At 73.3% G+C, this 15927-nt stretch carries 13 protein-coding genes; all 13 read left to right on the top strand.

Features of this window, described 5'->3' with window-relative positions; genetic code table 11:
• Positions 1–35: 35 nt before the first annotated feature.
• The 13 genes from lpxA to rosag_RS18475 all read left to right on the top strand — a co-directional run bounded on the left by lpxA (position 36) and on the right by rosag_RS18475 (position 15915).
• A complete protein-coding gene (gene lpxA, locus rosag_RS18415; RefSeq protein ID WP_284351638.1) occupies positions 36–818 on the top strand; it encodes an acyl-ACP--UDP-N-acetylglucosamine O-acyltransferase in 783 nt (260 codons plus the stop codon).
• Between the two features lie 2 nt (positions 819–820).
• Complete coding sequence (locus tag rosag_RS18420; RefSeq protein WP_284351639.1) at positions 821–1870, top strand: Gfo/Idh/MocA family oxidoreductase; 1050 nt, start codon at positions 821–823, stop codon at positions 1868–1870.
• Positions 1867–3000, top strand: coding sequence for a lipid-A-disaccharide synthase (gene lpxB / locus rosag_RS18425; protein ID WP_284351640.1), 1134 nt, complete (start codon positions 1867–1869; stop codon positions 2998–3000). Before rosag_RS18420 ends, lpxB begins: the two co-directional genes overlap by 4 nt.
• A 53-nt stretch (positions 3001–3053) precedes the next feature.
• On the top strand, positions 3054–3704 hold the full coding sequence (locus rosag_RS18430) for a lysophospholipid acyltransferase family protein (protein WP_284351641.1): 651 nt from the start codon (positions 3054–3056) through the stop codon (positions 3702–3704).
• 14 nt (positions 3705–3718) lie between these two features.
• On the top strand, positions 3719–4765 hold the full coding sequence (gene lpxK, locus rosag_RS18435) for a tetraacyldisaccharide 4'-kinase (protein WP_284351642.1): 1047 nt from the start codon (positions 3719–3721) through the stop codon (positions 4763–4765).
• A gap of 52 nt (positions 4766–4817) precedes the next feature.
• On the top strand, positions 4818–6125 hold the full coding sequence (locus tag rosag_RS18440) for a Glu/Leu/Phe/Val family dehydrogenase (protein ID WP_284351643.1): 1308 nt from the start codon (positions 4818–4820) through the stop codon (positions 6123–6125).
• A 55-nt stretch (positions 6126–6180) separates the two neighbouring features.
• Positions 6181–6642 (top strand): 23S rRNA (pseudouridine(1915)-N(3))-methyltransferase RlmH, encoded by a 462-nt coding sequence (locus rosag_RS18445; RefSeq protein WP_284351644.1) that lies wholly within the window; start codon positions 6181–6183, stop codon positions 6640–6642.
• A gap of 73 nt (positions 6643–6715) precedes the next feature.
• Positions 6716–8350 (top strand): bacillithiol biosynthesis protein BshC, encoded by a 1635-nt coding sequence (gene bshC / locus rosag_RS18450; protein ID WP_284351645.1) that lies wholly within the window; start codon positions 6716–6718, stop codon positions 8348–8350.
• A gap of 92 nt (positions 8351–8442) precedes the next feature.
• Complete coding sequence (murJ, locus tag rosag_RS18455; RefSeq protein ID WP_284351646.1) at positions 8443–10044, top strand: murein biosynthesis integral membrane protein MurJ; 1602 nt, start codon at positions 8443–8445, stop codon at positions 10042–10044.
• A complete protein-coding gene (gene uvrC, locus rosag_RS18460) occupies positions 10041–11990 on the top strand; it encodes an excinuclease ABC subunit UvrC (RefSeq protein ID WP_284351647.1) in 1950 nt (649 codons plus the stop codon). The genes murJ and uvrC overlap by 4 nt, the downstream gene beginning before the upstream one ends.
• A gap of 72 nt (positions 11991–12062) precedes the next feature.
• The gene (locus rosag_RS18465) at positions 12063–13235 is read left to right on the top strand and encodes a threonine synthase (protein WP_284351648.1); all 1173 of its coding nucleotides are present in this window, start codon (positions 12063–12065) and stop codon (positions 13233–13235) included.
• On the top strand, positions 13232–14452 hold the full coding sequence (larC, locus tag rosag_RS18470; protein WP_284351649.1) for a nickel pincer cofactor biosynthesis protein LarC: 1221 nt from the start codon (positions 13232–13234) through the stop codon (positions 14450–14452). The genes rosag_RS18465 and larC overlap by 4 nt, the downstream gene beginning before the upstream one ends.
• Before the next feature lie 185 nt (positions 14453–14637).
• On the top strand, positions 14638–15915 hold the full coding sequence (locus rosag_RS18475; RefSeq protein WP_284351650.1) for a DUF512 domain-containing protein: 1278 nt from the start codon (positions 14638–14640) through the stop codon (positions 15913–15915).
• The last annotated feature ends 12 nt before the right edge of the window (positions 15916–15927 follow it).

Below are 15927 nucleotides of genomic sequence, written 5' to 3' on the forward strand. Positions count from 1 at the left end.
TCGCGGCGAGCACGCTTCCTTCAGACGCACCTTCCGTGAGCGGGACCCGCATCCATCCGTCGGCGATCGTGCATCCCGACGCCGTGCTGGGCGAGAACGTCGACATCGGCCCGTGGGCGATGGTCGGCGAGGGCTGCACCGTCGGCGACGGCTCGGTCATCGCGGCACGGGCGACGCTCGAGCGCAACGTGCGTCTCGGGCGCAACGTGAAGGTCGGCATCGGCACGATCCTCGGCGGCGACCCGCAGGACCTGAAGTTCGGCGGCGAGGAGACGTGGGTCGAGATCGGCGACGACACGACGATCCGCGAGTACTCGCACATCAACCGCGGCACGAAGCAGTCGTACAAGACGACGGTCGGCAAGGGCGCGTTCATCATGTCGTACGTGCACCTCGCGCACGACTGCCACGTCGGCGACGGCGTGATCCTGGTGAACGGGACGCAGCTGGCCGGGCACGTGACGATCGAGGAGAAGGTGATCGTCGCCGGGCTCACGGCGGTGCACCAGTTCGTGCGCATCGGCCGCCACGCCTTCGTGGGCGGCTGCTCGCGCGTCGTGAAGGACGTGCCACCGTTCGTGAAGGCGGTCGGCAACCCGGTGAAGCTCTATGGCCTGAACACGCTCGGCCTCCAGCGCAGCGGCTTCACCGAGACGACGCTGTCGGAGCTGAAGAAGGCGTACCGGCTGCTCTTCCGCTCGGAGCTCAACCTGGGCGCGGCGATCGAGCGCGCGCGCGCGGAGGTGGACGTCGAGAACCCGGACGTGCGCGCGCTGCTCGACTTCGTCGAGAGCAGCCCGCGCGGCGTGGGCTTCTGAGCATGGCGGACAACGGCCGCACGCCACGGATCGGTGTCGTCGGTGCCGGCGCGCTCGGCTACCACCACGTCCGCATCCTGCGCGACCTCCCGGGCGCGCGCTTCGCGGGCTTCCACGAGCAGTCGGCCGAGCGCCGCGCGCAGGTGGCGTCGGAGCTCGGCGTGCCGGCGTTCGAGTCGCTCGACGCGCTGATCGACGCGTGCGACGCGCTCACCGTCGTCGTGCCGACGCCCGCGCACTACGCGGTGGCACGCGCGGCGCTCGAGCGCGGCAAGCACCTGCTGATCGAGAAGCCGATCACCGCGACGCTCGACGAGGCCGACGAGCTGCTCGCGCTCGCGGAGCGGAACGGCGCCGTCGTGCAGACGGGGCACGTCGAGCGGTTCAACCGCGCGGTGCGGGCCGCGCTTCCGTACGTCGACGCGCCCCGGTTCATCGAGAGCGACCGGCTGGCGCCGTTCTCGATGCGCGGCGCCGACGTCGCGGTCGTGCTCGACCTGATGATCCACGACATCGACCTCGTACGGACGCTCGTGGGCTCGCACGTGAGCGAGGTGCGCGCGACCGGCGTGGGGGTGCTGACGCCCACGGTGGACATCGCCAACGCGCGCCTCGCCTTCGAGTCGGGCGCGGTCGCCAACATCACGGCCAGCCGCGTGTCGCGCGAGCGGCTGCGCAAGATCCGCATCTTCCAGCAGAGCGGCTACCTCTCGCTCGACCTGGCGGCCGGCAACGGGGAGTTCTTCCGCATGCGCCGCGACGTCGACCTGGCGAAGGTGGCGGCGAGCGTCGCGTCGACCGCCGGTGCGCCCGCCGGCCCGCTGGACCTCGCGCTGTTCGTCGAGCGCGTTCCGCTCGACGCGCCCGAGGGGGAGCCGCTGCGCCTGGAGTTCGAGAGCTTCGTGGCGGCGATCCGCGGCGAGGCGCCGCCGACGGTCACCGGCGCCGACGGGCGCGAGGCGCTCGACGTCGCACTCCGCATCGTGAGCGAGATCGAGCGCACGCTTCCGGCGCTGCGCGGTGTCGCGGCGCAGCCGGCCGTCGCGTCGTGAGCGCGTCCGAAGCGGGTGCACGCCGGGAGGTCCTGTTCGTCGCCGGCGAGGCGTCGGGCGACCTGCACGCCGCGGGAGTGGCGGCGGCGCTGAAGAAGCTTCGGCCCGACCTCCACCTCACCGGCGTCGGTGGGCACCACATGCGCCAGGCGGGCGTCGAGCTGCTCGAGGACACGGGCCGCATGGCGGTGATGGGGTTCGTCGAGGTGCTGCGCCACGTGCCGGCGCACTACGCGCTGCTGCGGCGGCTGCGCGCGCGGCTGCAGAGCGGGCGCGTCGCGCTGCTCGTGCTGGTGGACTATCCCGGCTTCAACATGCGCGTGGCGGCCGAGGCGCGCCGCGCGGGCGTGCCGGTGCTGTACTTCATCACGCCGCAGGTCTGGGCGTGGCGCAAGAACCGCCTCGCGCGGATGGCGCAGGTGATCTCGCGGGCGGCCGTCATCCTCCCGTTCGAGGAGAAGCTGCTGCGCGAGCACGGCATCGATGCGACGTTCGTCGGCCACCCGCTGCTCGATCGCGCCGAGGGGCTGCCGACGTGCGAGGAGGCGCGCGCGCGGCTCGGCATCCCGCCGGACGGGCCGCTGCTGGCGCTCTTCCCAGGCAGTCGCGTCCAGGAGATCGAGCGGCACCTCGACGCGTTCGTCGCGACCGCGCGCCGGCTGGAGTCGGAGGTGAAGGGGCTGCGCGTCGTCGTCAGCGTCGCGCCCACCGTCACGATCGATCCCGCGCGCTGTCCGTATCCGATGGTGCAGTCCGGATCGCTCATGCTGCTGCGCGCGTCGACGGCGGCGCTGTGCAAGAGCGGCACGACGACCCTGGAGTCCGCGGTCGCGGGCTGCCCGCTCATCGTCGCCTATCGCACCAGCAGCTGGACGTACGCGATCGCGCGGCGCGTCGTCGAGATCCCGCGCATCGGGCTCGTGAACGTCGTCGCCGCGCGCGAGGTGGCGCGCGAGTTCGTGCAGGACGACGTACAGCCCGACGCGATGGCCGACGCGCTGCTGCCGCTGCTGCGCGGCGGCTCGGAGCGCAATCGGATGCGCGACGCGCTCGCGAAGGTCCGCTCGTCGCTCGGTCGTCCGGGCGCTGCCGGACGCGTCGCGCAGATCGCGAGCGAGATGCTCCCGTGAGCGACATGGCGGGTGCCGTGCGGACGGCCGACGCGCCGTCCGCGGCACCTGCGGTGCCCCTGCGCGTCCGCCTCGGGGTGGCCGCGGGAACCGTCGTGCTGCGGCTGCTCGCGCTCACCTGGCGCTTCCGCGAGGTCGGGCGGGAGGGGTGGCATGCGCTGCGCGCGACGCCCGGCACCGGCGTCGTGGTCGCGTGCTGGCACGGGCAGCTGCTGCCCCTCGTCTGGCACCACCGCGGCGAGGGCGTGGCGGTCCTCATCAGCGAGCACCGCGACGGCGAGATCATCGCCCGCGTCGCGCGTGCCCTCGGCTACGACACGGTGCGCGGCTCGACGTCGCGCGGCGGCGGCCGCGCGCTGCTGGAGCTGGTCGGCGTGCTGCGACGCGGCCGCGAGATCGCCGTCACGCCGGACGGCCCGCGCGGCCCGCGGCACACGTTCGCGCCCGGCGCGCTGATCGCCGCACAGCGCGCCGGGGTGCCGATCATCGGGGTCGTGGCGCACGTCGACCGGAGCTGGCGGCTGCGGAGCTGGGACCGCTTCGAGATCCCGAAGCCGTTCGCACGCATCACGGTGGCGTACGGCGATCCGACGCCGGTGCCGGGGGCGACGCCGCGCGAGGCCGCGGAGCACGGCGCGGCGTTCGCGGCGCTGATGGACGCGTTGGGCGCGCGTGCCGAATCGGCCGCGCGCGCCGCGCGATAAGCGGAGCACGGCGCGTGGATCTGGCCCGCCTCGCGGAGCGCGTCTGGTATGGTGACGACGTGGCGGCCGGCGTGGCACGCGCGGCGCTCGCTCCGCTCTCGATGCTCTTCCGCGCCGGCGTCGCCACGCGCGGCGCCCTGTACGACCGCGGGCTGTCCGCGACGCACGCGCTCCCGCTCCCCGCGATCTCCGTTGGCAACCTCACCGTGGGCGGCACCGGGAAGACGCCGGTCGCCGCCTGGATCGCACGCACGCTGCGCGAGCGCGGCGCGCGGCCGGCGATCGTGCTCCGGGGCGTCGGCGACGACGAGTCGCGGGTGCACGCGCTGCTGAATCCGGACGTGCCGGTCGTCGTCGCCCCGGATCGCGTCGCGGGTACCGAGCAGGCGCGGGCGCTTGGCGCCGACGTGGTCGTGCTCGACGACGCATTCCAGCACCGCCGCGCCGCACGCACGGTGGACCTGGTGCTGCTCGCGGCGGAGCGCGGGCTGCGGCACGCGCGGCTGCTGCCCGCCGGCCCGTACCGCGAGGGGCTCGACGCGCTGGGGCGTGCGAGCGTCGTCGTCGTGACGCGGAAGTCGACGTCGCGCGCGGAGGCCGACGCGCTGCTGGCGGCGCTCGCGGCGCGCGCGCCGGGCGCCGGGCACGCGCTCGTGCACCTCGCACCCCACGAGCTGCGCGCGTGGGAGGACCACGCCGGGACCGCGGAACGTGGGGGAGCCGCCGACGTCACGGCGCTCGCCGGCGCGCGCGTCCTCGCGGTCTCGGGCATCGGCGACCCGCGGGCGTTCGAGAGCCAGCTGCGCGCCGCGGGCGCCGAGGTCGTCACAGCGGCGTTCGCGGACCATCACGCCTACACGGCGGCGGACGTCGACACGCTCGTGGCGCGCGCGCGCGCCGTCGATCGGGTCGTGTGCACGCTCAAGGACGCGGTCAAGCTCGGCCCCTTGTGGCCTCGCGGCGCGCCGACCCTGTGGTATGTTTCCCAGCGCGTGACGGTCGAGCGCGGGGAGCGGGTCCTGGAGGACTCGCTCGGCCGCCTGCTCGCGGCGCGAACGTAGCGCGAACGTAGCGTCCCACCCGGCCGGTCCGCCGGCCCGACCGCCCTCTCCCATGGCCACCGATCTGCGCCTCCCCACGTCCAACATCGTCCTGCCCGACAAGGACCGCTTCCTCAACGAGGAGAACCCGTTCGAGGCCATGATGTCGCGCTTCGACCGGGCGGCCGCGCTGCTCGATCTGGATCCCGGCATCTACCAGGTGCTGCGGCATCCCGAGAAGCAGATCACGGTGAGCGTGCCCGTGATGATGGACAACGGCGAGGTGCGCGTCTTCACCGGTCACCGCGTGCTGTACAACACGTCGCGCGGGCCGGCCAAGGGCGGCATCCGCTTCGACATGGCGGTGAACCTCGACGAGGTGACCGCGCTCGCGGCCTGGATGACCTGGAAGTGCGCCGTCGTGAACCTGCCGTTCGGCGGCGCGAAGGGCGGCGTCGTGTGCGATCCGCTGCAGATGAGCGTCGGGGAGCTGGAGCGCCTGACGCGTCGCTACACGGCCGGCATCATCGACACGCTCGGTCCGGACTCGGACGTGCCCGCGCCCGACGTCAACACGAACGAGCGCGTGATGGCGTGGATCATGGACACGTACTCCATGCACGTCCGCCACACGGTCACCGCCGTCGTCACCGGCAAGCCGGTGGAGATGGGCGGCTCGCTCGGCCGCCGCGAGGCGACTGGCCGCGGCGTGATGTTCGTGGTGCGCGAGGCGCTCGCGCATCTCGGCCGTCCGATGGCCGGCGCCACGGTCGCCGTGCAGGGCTTCGGCAACGTCGGCTCGGTGGCCGCGAAGCTGCTGGCAGAGCAGGGGTGCCGGATCGTCGGCATCAGCGATCGCACGGGCGGGTTCCACAACCCCGAGGGCATCGACGTCGCGGCGGCCATCGCGCACGTGCAGAAGCACAAGTCGCTGGACGGCTTCAACGGCGGCGACCAGCTGTCCAACGAGGAGCTGCTGGAGCTCGACGTCGACGTGCTGGTGCCCGCGGCGCTGGAGAACGTCATCACGAGCAAGAACGCCGCGCGCGTGAAGGCCCGCATCATCGCGGAGGGCGCGAATGGCCCGACGTCGGCGGGCGCGGACGCGATCCTCGAGGAGAAGGGGATCTTCGTCATCCCCGACATCCTCGCCAACGCCGGCGGCGTCACCGTCTCCTACTTCGAGTGGGTGCAGGACCGCGGCGGCTACTTCTGGTCCGAGGACACGGTGAACGAGCGCCTGCGCGACATCATGACGCGCAGCTTCCAGGACGTGCTCGCGCTCTCGCGCCAGCACCGGGTGAACATGCGCACGGCGGCGTACATGCTGTCCATCACGCGCGTGGCGACGGTGCACAAGCTGCGCGGCATCTACGCCTGACACTCGCGGCGGGGCGCATGAGCGCCCCGCCGTTCCCGCTTCCGCCCGCGCCCGCATGCGCATCGTCCTCGCCGTCGTCGGCCGCCCGCGTGGGGAGCTCGCGTCCGCGATCGCGGACTACGAGACGCGCGCCGCGCGCTACTGGCCGCTGGCGGTGCACGAGGTGCGCGAGGAGTCGGCGCGCTCGCTGGCGCCCGAGCAGGTGCGCGAGCGCGAGGCCGAGCGTCTGCTCGAGCGCGCCGTGCCCGGGAGCGCGCTGGTCGCGTGCGACGAGCGCGGCGAGGCGTGGACGTCGCCGCGCTTCGCCGACTGGCTGCAGCGCCAGCGCGACGAGGCTCGCGACGTGACCTTCGTCGTCGGCGGGGCGTACGGCCTCGCGCCCGCGGTGCGCGACCGCGCGGCGCTGCGGCTGGCCGTGGCACCCTGGACGCTGCCGCACGAGCTGGCGCGCCTCGTCCTCGCCGAACAGCTCTACCGCGCGGGCACGATCGCGCGCGGGGAACCGTACCACAAGTGAGCGCCGGCGCCGCGCGCCGCGCGAGAGATTCCATGATGAGCCACATGCGATGTCGCGCGATGGAGAGCGCGTCGTGAGCGAGCGCTCGCACGCTTCCGCCGCGCCCGCGCGCGCGCCCGGACCGGCGACCTCGCCGCGCGCCGACGTCGGCGTCGCCGTGCGCACGGAGCCGCTGGGCGGCTCGCCGCTCGCGCGGGCGGCGCTCGCCGGCACGCTGCCGCACGCCTGGTATCCGCCGATGCCCACCGGCACGGCGGAATGGCGGCTGCACGCCGACGCCGTCCGTCTGCAGTTCTCGGCCGGCGCGTGGTTCGAGCTCCTGCGCCCGGCGTTCGATGTGAGTGGTGAGGCGGCGGCGCGGCTGGAGCGGAGCGCGGCCGGTGCTGGCATCGTCGTGACGACGGGACAGCAGCCGGGCCTCTTCGGCGGTCCGCTCTACACGCTCTCGAAGGCGATCTCCGCGCGCGCGCTCGCCGACGCGCTGGAAGAGCGCACGGGGCTTCCGGTGGCGCCGGTCTTCTGGGCCGCCACCGACGACGCGGACTTCGAGGAAGCGCGGGGAACGGTGGTGGCGCTCGACGGCGCGGTGCGCACGCTGCGTCTCGAGGCCGAGCCTATCGAGGGCACGCCGATGAGCGCCGTCCCGATGGGTGATGACGTGCGACCGCTCTTCGACGTGCTGGCCAGGGCCGCCGGCTCCGCCGCGTTCGTCGAGGCGCTCGACGCCGCGCGCGCGGCCTACGTGCCGGGTGCCACGGTCGGCGACGCGTACGTCCGGCTGCTGCGCGCGCTCCTCGAGCCGCTCGGCATCGCGGTCATCGACGCGTCGCATCCCGCGGTGCGCGAGGCCGGCTTCAACCTGCTGCGTCGCGCGCTGATGCAGTCGGCGGCGATCGAGACGGCGCTCGCCCAGCGGACGGCGGCGATCGAGGCCGCGGGCTTCGCACCGCAGGTGCCGGACGTCGCCGGACGCACGCTGGTCTTCCGCGACGACGCGGACGGCCGCAAGGCGCGCGTGGCCGTCGCCGATGCGCGCGCCATCGTGCCCTCGGTCAAGCGCGGCTCGCTCGGGCCCAACGTGCTGCTGCGCCCCGTGATGGAGCGCTCGATCCTGCCGACGGTCGCCTACGTCGCCGGACCGGGCGAGTACGCCTACTTCGCGCAGGTCAGCGCCGTCGCCACCGCGCTGGGCGTACCGCAGCCGCTCGCGGTCCCCCGCTGGTCCGTCACGATCGTGGAGCCGCACGTGCGGCGTGCGCTCGACCATCTCGGGCTCGACGTGGACGACCTGCGGCACCCGCATGCGCCGGAAGCGGACCTGGCGCGGCGCGCGATGCCGGCCGCGGTGTCGCAGGCGCTCGACGCCGTGCGCGACGCGGTGGCGCGCGCGACCGACGCGCTCCGCGAGCACGACGAGGCGCGCGCGCTGCTGCCCGCGCCCGCGGTCGAGGGTGCGGCTCGGAGCCTCGAGCACCGCATCCAGCGACTGGAGCGTCGCTACCTCGCCGCGCTGAAGCGTCGCGACGACGTCGAGACGCGTGCGCTCGCGGTCGCGCGGTCGGCGCTCTTTCCCGACGGCGTGCGGCAGGAGCGCGCGCTGAACGCGCTGCCGCTCGTCGCGCGCCACGGGCCCGCGCTGCTCGATGCGATGCTAGCGGCGGCGCGGACGCACGCGGACGCGCTGGTCGACGGAACCACCCGCGCGTGACCGGCGGCGGGCCTCCCGAGGCATTCGGCGACGACTCGCCAGCGCGCGAAGCGCCAGGCGCCATCGATCCGACGCCCGCACCGGCACCGGCGGTGCGTCGGACGATGGGCGGTGGTCGCGCGGCCGCGCTGGTCGGCATCGGCATCCTCGCGTCGCGCGTCCTGGGGCTGGTGCGCCAGGGGACGTTCAGCCACTACTTCGGCGCGGGCGCCGTGGCGGATGCGTTCAACGCCGCGATGCGCATCCCCAACTTCCTGCAGAACCTGTTCGGGGAAGGCGTCCTCTCGGCGTCGTTCATCCCGGTCTACGCGGGGTTGATCGGGCGCGACGAGCGCGAGGCCGCCGACCGCGTCGCCGGAGCCGTCGGCGTGCTCCTCGCGCTGACGACCGCGGTCCTGACGCTCGCCGGGATCGTCGCGACGCCGCTGCTCGTGCGATCCGTCGCCGTCGGCTTCGATGCTCCGACGCGTGAGCTGACCATCCAGCTCGTGCGCATCGTCTTTCCCGGCATCGGGCTCCTCGTCGGATCGGCGTGGTGCCTCGGCATCCTCAACAGCCACCGACGCTTCCTGCTGTCGTACCTCTCGCCGGTCGCCTGGAACCTGGTGATCATCGGCGCGCTTGTGGCGTGGGGTGGACGCGCGGCCGAGGCGCGCCTCGCGACCATCGTGGCGTGGGCGGCGGTCGCCGGGAGCGCGCTGCAGCTGCTCGTGCAGGTGCCGACGGTGCGGCGGGTCGCCCCGCTGCTGCGCGCCTCGCTCGGCCGCGGTGACCCGAACGTACGACAGGTGCTCCGCAGCTTCGCACCGGTGCTTGTCGGGCGTGGCGTCGTGCAGATCAGCTCCTACATCGACAGCAGCCTCGCGAGCCTCGTCGCCAAGGGCGCGGTGACCGTGTTCACCAACGCGCAGTCGCTCTCGCTGCTGCCCGGGAGCCTGTTCGGCATGGCGGTGACGGCGGCCGAGCTCCCGGCGATGGCCAGCCTGCACGGTGCGTCGGACGAGGTCGCCCGCCAGCTCTGCGCGCGGCTCGCCAGGTCGCTCCGCCGCATCGCGTTCTTCGTCGTGCCGTCGGCGGCGGCCTTCCTCGCGCTCGGCGACGTGCTGGCGGGGGCGGTGTTCGGCTACGGGCGCTTCACGCGCACGGACGTCCTGTGGGTCTGGGCCACGCTCGCGGGCTCCTCGATCGGGCTGCTGGCGTCGACGCAGGGACGGCTCTACGCGTCGACGTTCTACGCGCTGAAGGACACGCGCACTCCCCTGCGCTTCGCGCTCGTGCGCATCGCGCTCACGCTGATCCTCGGCTACCTCGCCGCGCGGCACGTGCCGCGGCTGCTCGGCATCGATCCACGGTGGGGGACGGTGGGTTTGACGGCCAGCGCGGGCATCGTCGGCTGGATCGAGTACGCGTTGCTGCGTGGAGCGCTGGCGGCGCGCATCGGAGCGGTCGGGGTACCCGCGCGCACGATGACCCGCTTCTGGCTCGCCGCCGCGGTGGCCGCGGGGGTGGGGTGGGGGACCAAGCTGCTGCTCGGGTCGATGATCCGGGGCCCGGCCGCACTGGTCACGGCCGCCGTGACCTGTGGCGTCTTCGGCGCGACCTACCTCGCCATCACGGCCGCGCTCGGTGAGGGCGAGGCGGCGGAGCTGTTGGCGCGGGTGCGGGCGCGCGTGGGCGCGCGGGCGCGGCGATGAGCGACGACGGCCTGCGTCGTGCCCAGAACGCGACCGACCCCGACGGGTATTACGACCCGATGATCGCGCCTCCCGAATCCGTCGTCTCCAAGCTCCCGCACCTCCCCGAGTCGCCCGGCGTCTACCTGTGGAAGGACGCCGAGGGCGTCGTGCTGTACGTGGGCAAGGCCAAGCGGCTGCGCTCGCGCGTGCGCAGCTACTTCGCGAGCGACCACGCCACGAGCCCGAAGACGCGCGGGCTCGTGCGCAACATCCGCGATCTCGAGACGATCGTGGTGCCCACCGAGGCGCACGCGCTCATCCTCGAGGCGAACCTGATCAAGGAGTACCGGCCGCGCTTCAACATCGCGCTCCGGGACGACAAGTCGTATCCGTACATCAAGGTCACCGTCCAGGAGCCGTTCCCGCGCGTGTTCGTGACGCGCCGGCTGCAGAGCGACGGCGCCCGGTACTTCGGGCCGTACACCGACGTCGGCGCGATGCGGCGCGCGCTCAACGTCGTGAAGCGCATCTTCACCGTGCGGTCGTGCAACTACGACATGCCGCGCGAGATGCCCGAGCGCGCCTGCCTCGACTTCGCCATCAAGCGCTGCAAGGCTCCCTGCATCTTCAACCAGACGCAGGAGGACTACGGCACGATGATCGACGAGGTGCTCGTCTTCCTCGACGGGAAGACCGCGGAGGTCGCCCGCCGCATCAACGCGCGCATGGCGGAGGCGGCGGAGAACCTCGACTTCGAGCGGGCGGCCGAGCTGCGCGACGCGCTGCGGCACCTGGAGCGCATGGAGGAGCCGACGGTCGTCCTCGAGATCGAGGGCGGTGACCGCGACGTGGTGGGCTACGCGCGCGACGGCGACGACGCCTGCGTGGCGATCATGCGCATCCGCGGCGGCAAGCTGCTGGCGCGCGACCACCGGTTCCTCGAGAACACCGACGGCGACGAGGACCCGGCCGTGCTCGCGGCCTTCCTCGCGCGCAGCTACCTGGGGAGCGAGGAGCGCGCGGCGGAGCTGCTGGTGCCGTTCGACTTCGAGGACCGCGAGGTGCTGGAGCAGTCGCTGCAGCGCACGCGCGTCGTGGTGCCGCAGCGCGGCTCGCGCCGGCAGCTCGTCGACCTCGCGCAGCAGAACGCCCGGCATCTGCTGGAGGAGTTCAAGCTCTCGACGATGGAGGCCGACGAGCGCGCCGCCGATCCGGTCTACGAGCTGCAGCGCGAGCTCGGGCTGAAGAAGGTGCCGCGGGCGCTCGTCTGCTTCGACATCTCGCACGCGCAGGGCACGGACACGGTCGCGTCGTGCGTCTGGTTCGAGAACGGGCGCGCCAAGCGCGCCGAGTATCGCAAGTTCAAGGTCGAGACGGTCGTCGGCATCGACGACTTCGCGTCGATGAAGGAGGTCGTCGGCCGCTACTTCCGCCGCCGCCTCGAGGAGGAGCGTCCGCTGCCGGACCTCGTGGTCATCGATGGCGGAAAGGGGCAGCTCAACGCCGCGAAGGAGGCGATGGACTCCGTCGGCCTGTCCGACATGCCGATGATCTCGCTCGCCAAGCGCGAGGAGGAGGTCTTCGTCATCGGACGCAGCGACCCGCTGCGCATGCCGCGGCGCTCGCCCGCGCTCCGGATGCTGCAGCAGGCGCGCGACGAGGCGCACCGCTTCGCGGTCACCTTCCAGCGCAAGCGGCGGACGATCCGCACCGTCACGTCCGAGCTGCTCAAGATCCCCGGCGTCGGGCCGATCAAGCGCCGGCAGCTGCTGACGCACTTCGGCAGCATCCAGGGGCTGCGCGAGGCGACGCCCGCCGCGGTGGCCGAGCTTCCGGGCTGGACGGAGGCGAGCGCGCGCAAGATGCTCGACGGCCTCGCGGCGAGCGACCCGACGAAGCCGTCCGCACCGATGCCAGCGCCCGCGCTGGCTGCGGACGACGAGGGCACGGCACCCGCGAGCTGAGCGTCGCGCGGACGCTCGACAGCCGGCGGTCACGGCGTGTAGCCTTCACGCCGACCTCAACCCCGCGCACTCGTGCCCCTCTGGACTCTGCACTGCTCGGCCTGCGACTACGCGCAGCCGGGCGACCAGCCCGCCGGCGTCTGCCCGGCCTGCGGCCAGCCGCTCCTCGCGCAGTACGACGCCGTCGCGGTCGACGCGCGCGCCCCGCACTGGAGCCTCTGGCGCTACGCGCCCGTCCTGCCGCTCGCCGCCGGTGAGACGCCGGTCACGCTCGGCGAGGGGATGACGCCGCTGGCCGACGCGCCGTCGCTCGCGCGTCAGGTAGGCGTGCGGCGTCTCTGGATCAAGGACGAGGGGCGCAACCCGACGGCGTCGTTCAAGGCGCGCGGAATGAGCGCGGCCGTGACGCGCGCGCGCGCGCTGGGCGCGGCGGGGCTGGTCGTTCCGACCGCGGGCAACGCCGGCGCCGCGATCGCCGCGTACGCCGCGGCCGCGGGCCTGCCGGTGAAGGTCTTCGCGCCGCGCACCACGCCGCCCGCGATCCTCATGACGATCGCCGCGCTGGGCGCCGACCTGCAGCTGATCGACGGCCACATCGGCGACGCCGGCAAGCTCGCGACCGCGTTCGCGAACGAGAGCGGCTGGATGAACGTCAGCACGCTCCGCGAGCCGTACCGCGTCGAGGGCATGAAGACGATGGGCTACGAGGTCGTCGAGCAGCTCGACGGCCGCGTGCCCGATGCGATCGTCTATCCGACCGGCGGCGGCGAGGGCACGATCGGCATCTGGAAGGCGCTCGGCGAGATGCGCGACTGGGGCTGGCTGCGGTCGGACGTGCGCATGCCGCGCATGATCGTCGCGCAGAGCTCGGGCTGCGCGCCCATCGTCCGCGCCTTCGCGGCGGGCGCCGACCGTGCCGAGCCGTGGGAGAATCCGGTGACGTACGCGGCCGGCCTGCGCGTGCCCGGGCCGCTCGGCGACCGGCTCCTGCTGCGCGTGCTGCGCGAGAGCGCGGGCGACGCGGTCGCGGTACCGGACGACGTCACGCGCGATGCGACGCGTGCGCTGTCGACGGCGACCGGCATCGATGCCGCGCCGGAGGGCGGCTGCGCGCTGGCGGTCGTCGACCGCATGGTCCGCGAGGGGCGACTCTCGCGTGACGCGGAGGTCGTGGTGTTCAACACCGGCAGCGGCGCGTCGTATCGCCGGGAGAGCAGCGACCTGGCGGCGGAGGCGCGCGGGTGACGCAGCGCATCGCCATCCTCGACCCGTTCAGCGGGATCGCGGGTGACATGCTCCTGGGCGCGCTCGTGGCGGTCGGGCTGGACCCCGACTGGCTGCGCGCGCTGCCCGCGACGCTCGGGCTGGACGGCGTGCGCGTCGACGTCCGGTCCGTGCAGCGCGCGGGCATCGGCGCAGTGAAGGTGGACTTCGAGATCCCGCCGCAGCCGCACGGCCGGCACCTCTCGCAGATCCGCAAGCTCGTCGCGGCGGCGGGCGCCGTACCCGAGCCGGTGCGTGAGCAGGCGGACCGCGTCTTCACGCTGATTGCCGAGCAGGAGGCGGAGATCCACGGGACGACGGTGGAGCGCGTGCACCTGCACGAGGTCGGGGCGGTAGACGCGATCCTCGACGTCGTCGGCGGCGTGTGGGGCCTTCACCTGCTCGGTGTCGAGCGCGTGTTCTGCGGACCGATCCAGGTGGGCGACGGCTTCGTGCGCGCCGCGCACGGCGTGCTGCCGGTGCCCGCGCCTGCGACGCTCCGCATCCTCGAGGGGCTGCGCGTGCGTCCGGGCCCCGACGGCGCGGGCGAGCTCGTGACGCCGACGGGCGCCGCGCTCGCGCGCGTGCTCTCGGAGGGCGCGGCACCACGCGAGTACGTGCCGCGCCGCAGCGGCTTCGGGGCGGGCACGAAGGAGTTTCCCGACCGCGCCAACGCGCTCCGCGTCGTGCTCGCCGACGTTGCAACGGTGGAGGACGAGCAGGTGCCCGATCACGAGGCGCTCGCGCTGCTCGCCGCTGACGTCGACGACATGAGCGGCGAGTATCTCGCGGCGGCGGCGGACGCGATCCGTGCGGCGGGCGCGCTCGACGTGGTGCTGCTGCCCACGATGATGAAGAAGGGGCGTCCCGGCACGCGCCTCGAGGTGCTCGCGCGACCCGAGGACGTGCCGCAGCTGGAGTCGCGCATCTTCGCGCACACCACCACGATCGGCGTCCGCGTCTCGCGCGTCGCGCGACTCGCGCTCGCGCGCGCCGAGCACCGAATCGCGGTGGATGGGCACCACGTGCGCGTGAAGGTGAGTCGCACGCCGGACGGCCGGGCGCGTGTGAAGCCCGAGTTCGAGGACGTGGCGGCCGCGGCCGCCGCGACGGGGCGCTCGTCCATCGAAGTGGCCGAGTCCGCCATGCGCGCCGCAGCCGCGCTGATCGCGCAGGGAACGTTGCCTGACGCGAGGTAAGTCGTAGCGGCTGCTTGATTTCGGCCCTGTGCCCTCATAGGTTCAGTGAGCCCGCCACGGTGGGCGTCATCGGGCCGTCCGACGCGAGGTCGCCGGCCGGCAGAGTCTCTGCGGGGGAAGCCAGCCGCCCGGCGCTTCCCCCGTTCCGTGTCCGTGAGGTCGCCCTAGTGGTCCGCGTCTCGAGAGTGCAGCCCGGTAGCTTCGCCGATCGACTGGGCATCGTCGTCGGCACGCAGCTGCTCGCCATCAACGGCCGCGAGCTCGCCGACTTCATCGACTGGGAGTTCCTCAGCGGCGACGACCGCTTCGTCCTCGACGCGAAGCAGCCCGACGGCGCGACCGTCGCGCTCGAGGTCGTGCGCCCGGAAGGCGAGTCGTTCGGCCTGGAGCTCGAGCCGCCCACGATCCGCCGCTGCGCGAACCGCTGCGAGTTCTGCTTCATCGAGGGGCTGCCCAAGGGGCTGCGGAAGCCGCTGTACGTCCGCGACGACGACTACCGCCTGTCGTTCGCGTACGGCAACTTCGCGACGCTCTCGAACCTCAAGGACCGCGACTTCGAGCGCATCATCGAGTACCGGCTCTCGCCGCTGTACGTCTCGGTGCATGCGACGCCGTGGGAGGCGCGCAAGGTTCTGCTCAACAACCCGCGCGTCCCGAACATCATCGAGCAGCTCACGCGGCTGAAGGACGGCGGCATCCAGTACCACTGCCAGATGGTCGTGGTGCCGGGCCTCAACGATGGCGACGTCCTCGAGGCCTCGCTGCGGGACCTCTGGAACCTCGGCGACGCGGTGCTGTCGGTGGCCCTCGTGCCCGTGGGCGTGACCCAGTTCTCGCACCTCTACACCGGCAAGCCGATGGATGCGGAGAACTCCGGGCGCATCCTCGACGCGGTGGAGCGGTGGGAGGCGCGCGCCCTGGCGGAGCGTGGCGACCGCTGGGTGTTCGGCTCGGACGAGCTGTACCTGCTGGCGCGCCGCGAGCTGCCCGACGCGGAGCACTACGGCGACTTCTCGCAGATCGAGAACGGCGTCGGCGCGGTCACCGCGCTCCGCGAGCGCGTGGCCGAGGGGCTCTCGACGCTGCCGCGGCTCGAGGGAAAGCGCATCGGCGTCGTCACCGGTGTGTCGATGGGCGACCTGATGCCGCCGCTGCTCGACCAGCTCACCCGGCAGACCGGCGCGCACTTCGAGCTGATCCCCACGGTCAACTCGCTCTTCGGTCCCACCACGACGACCGCCGGCCTGCTGGTCGGCGCGGACATCCGGCGCGCCCTCGATGGCCGCGACGATCTCGATCTCGCGCTGATCCCAGCCGAGTGCATCAACGACTCGGGCGTGTTCCTCGACGACGAGCCGTTTGTCGTCGTGCGCGAGTCGCTGCCCATGCCCGTCTATCCGTCGTACGACTTCATCGACGTGCTCGCGCTCGAAGGCGAGCCGGCGCTGTCCAGCGCGGCCTGACGCGCGATCGCT

This window comes from Roseisolibacter agri, from assembly GCF_030159095.1.
Taxonomy (GTDB): Bacteria; Gemmatimonadota; Gemmatimonadetes; order Gemmatimonadales; family Gemmatimonadaceae; genus Roseisolibacter; species Roseisolibacter agri.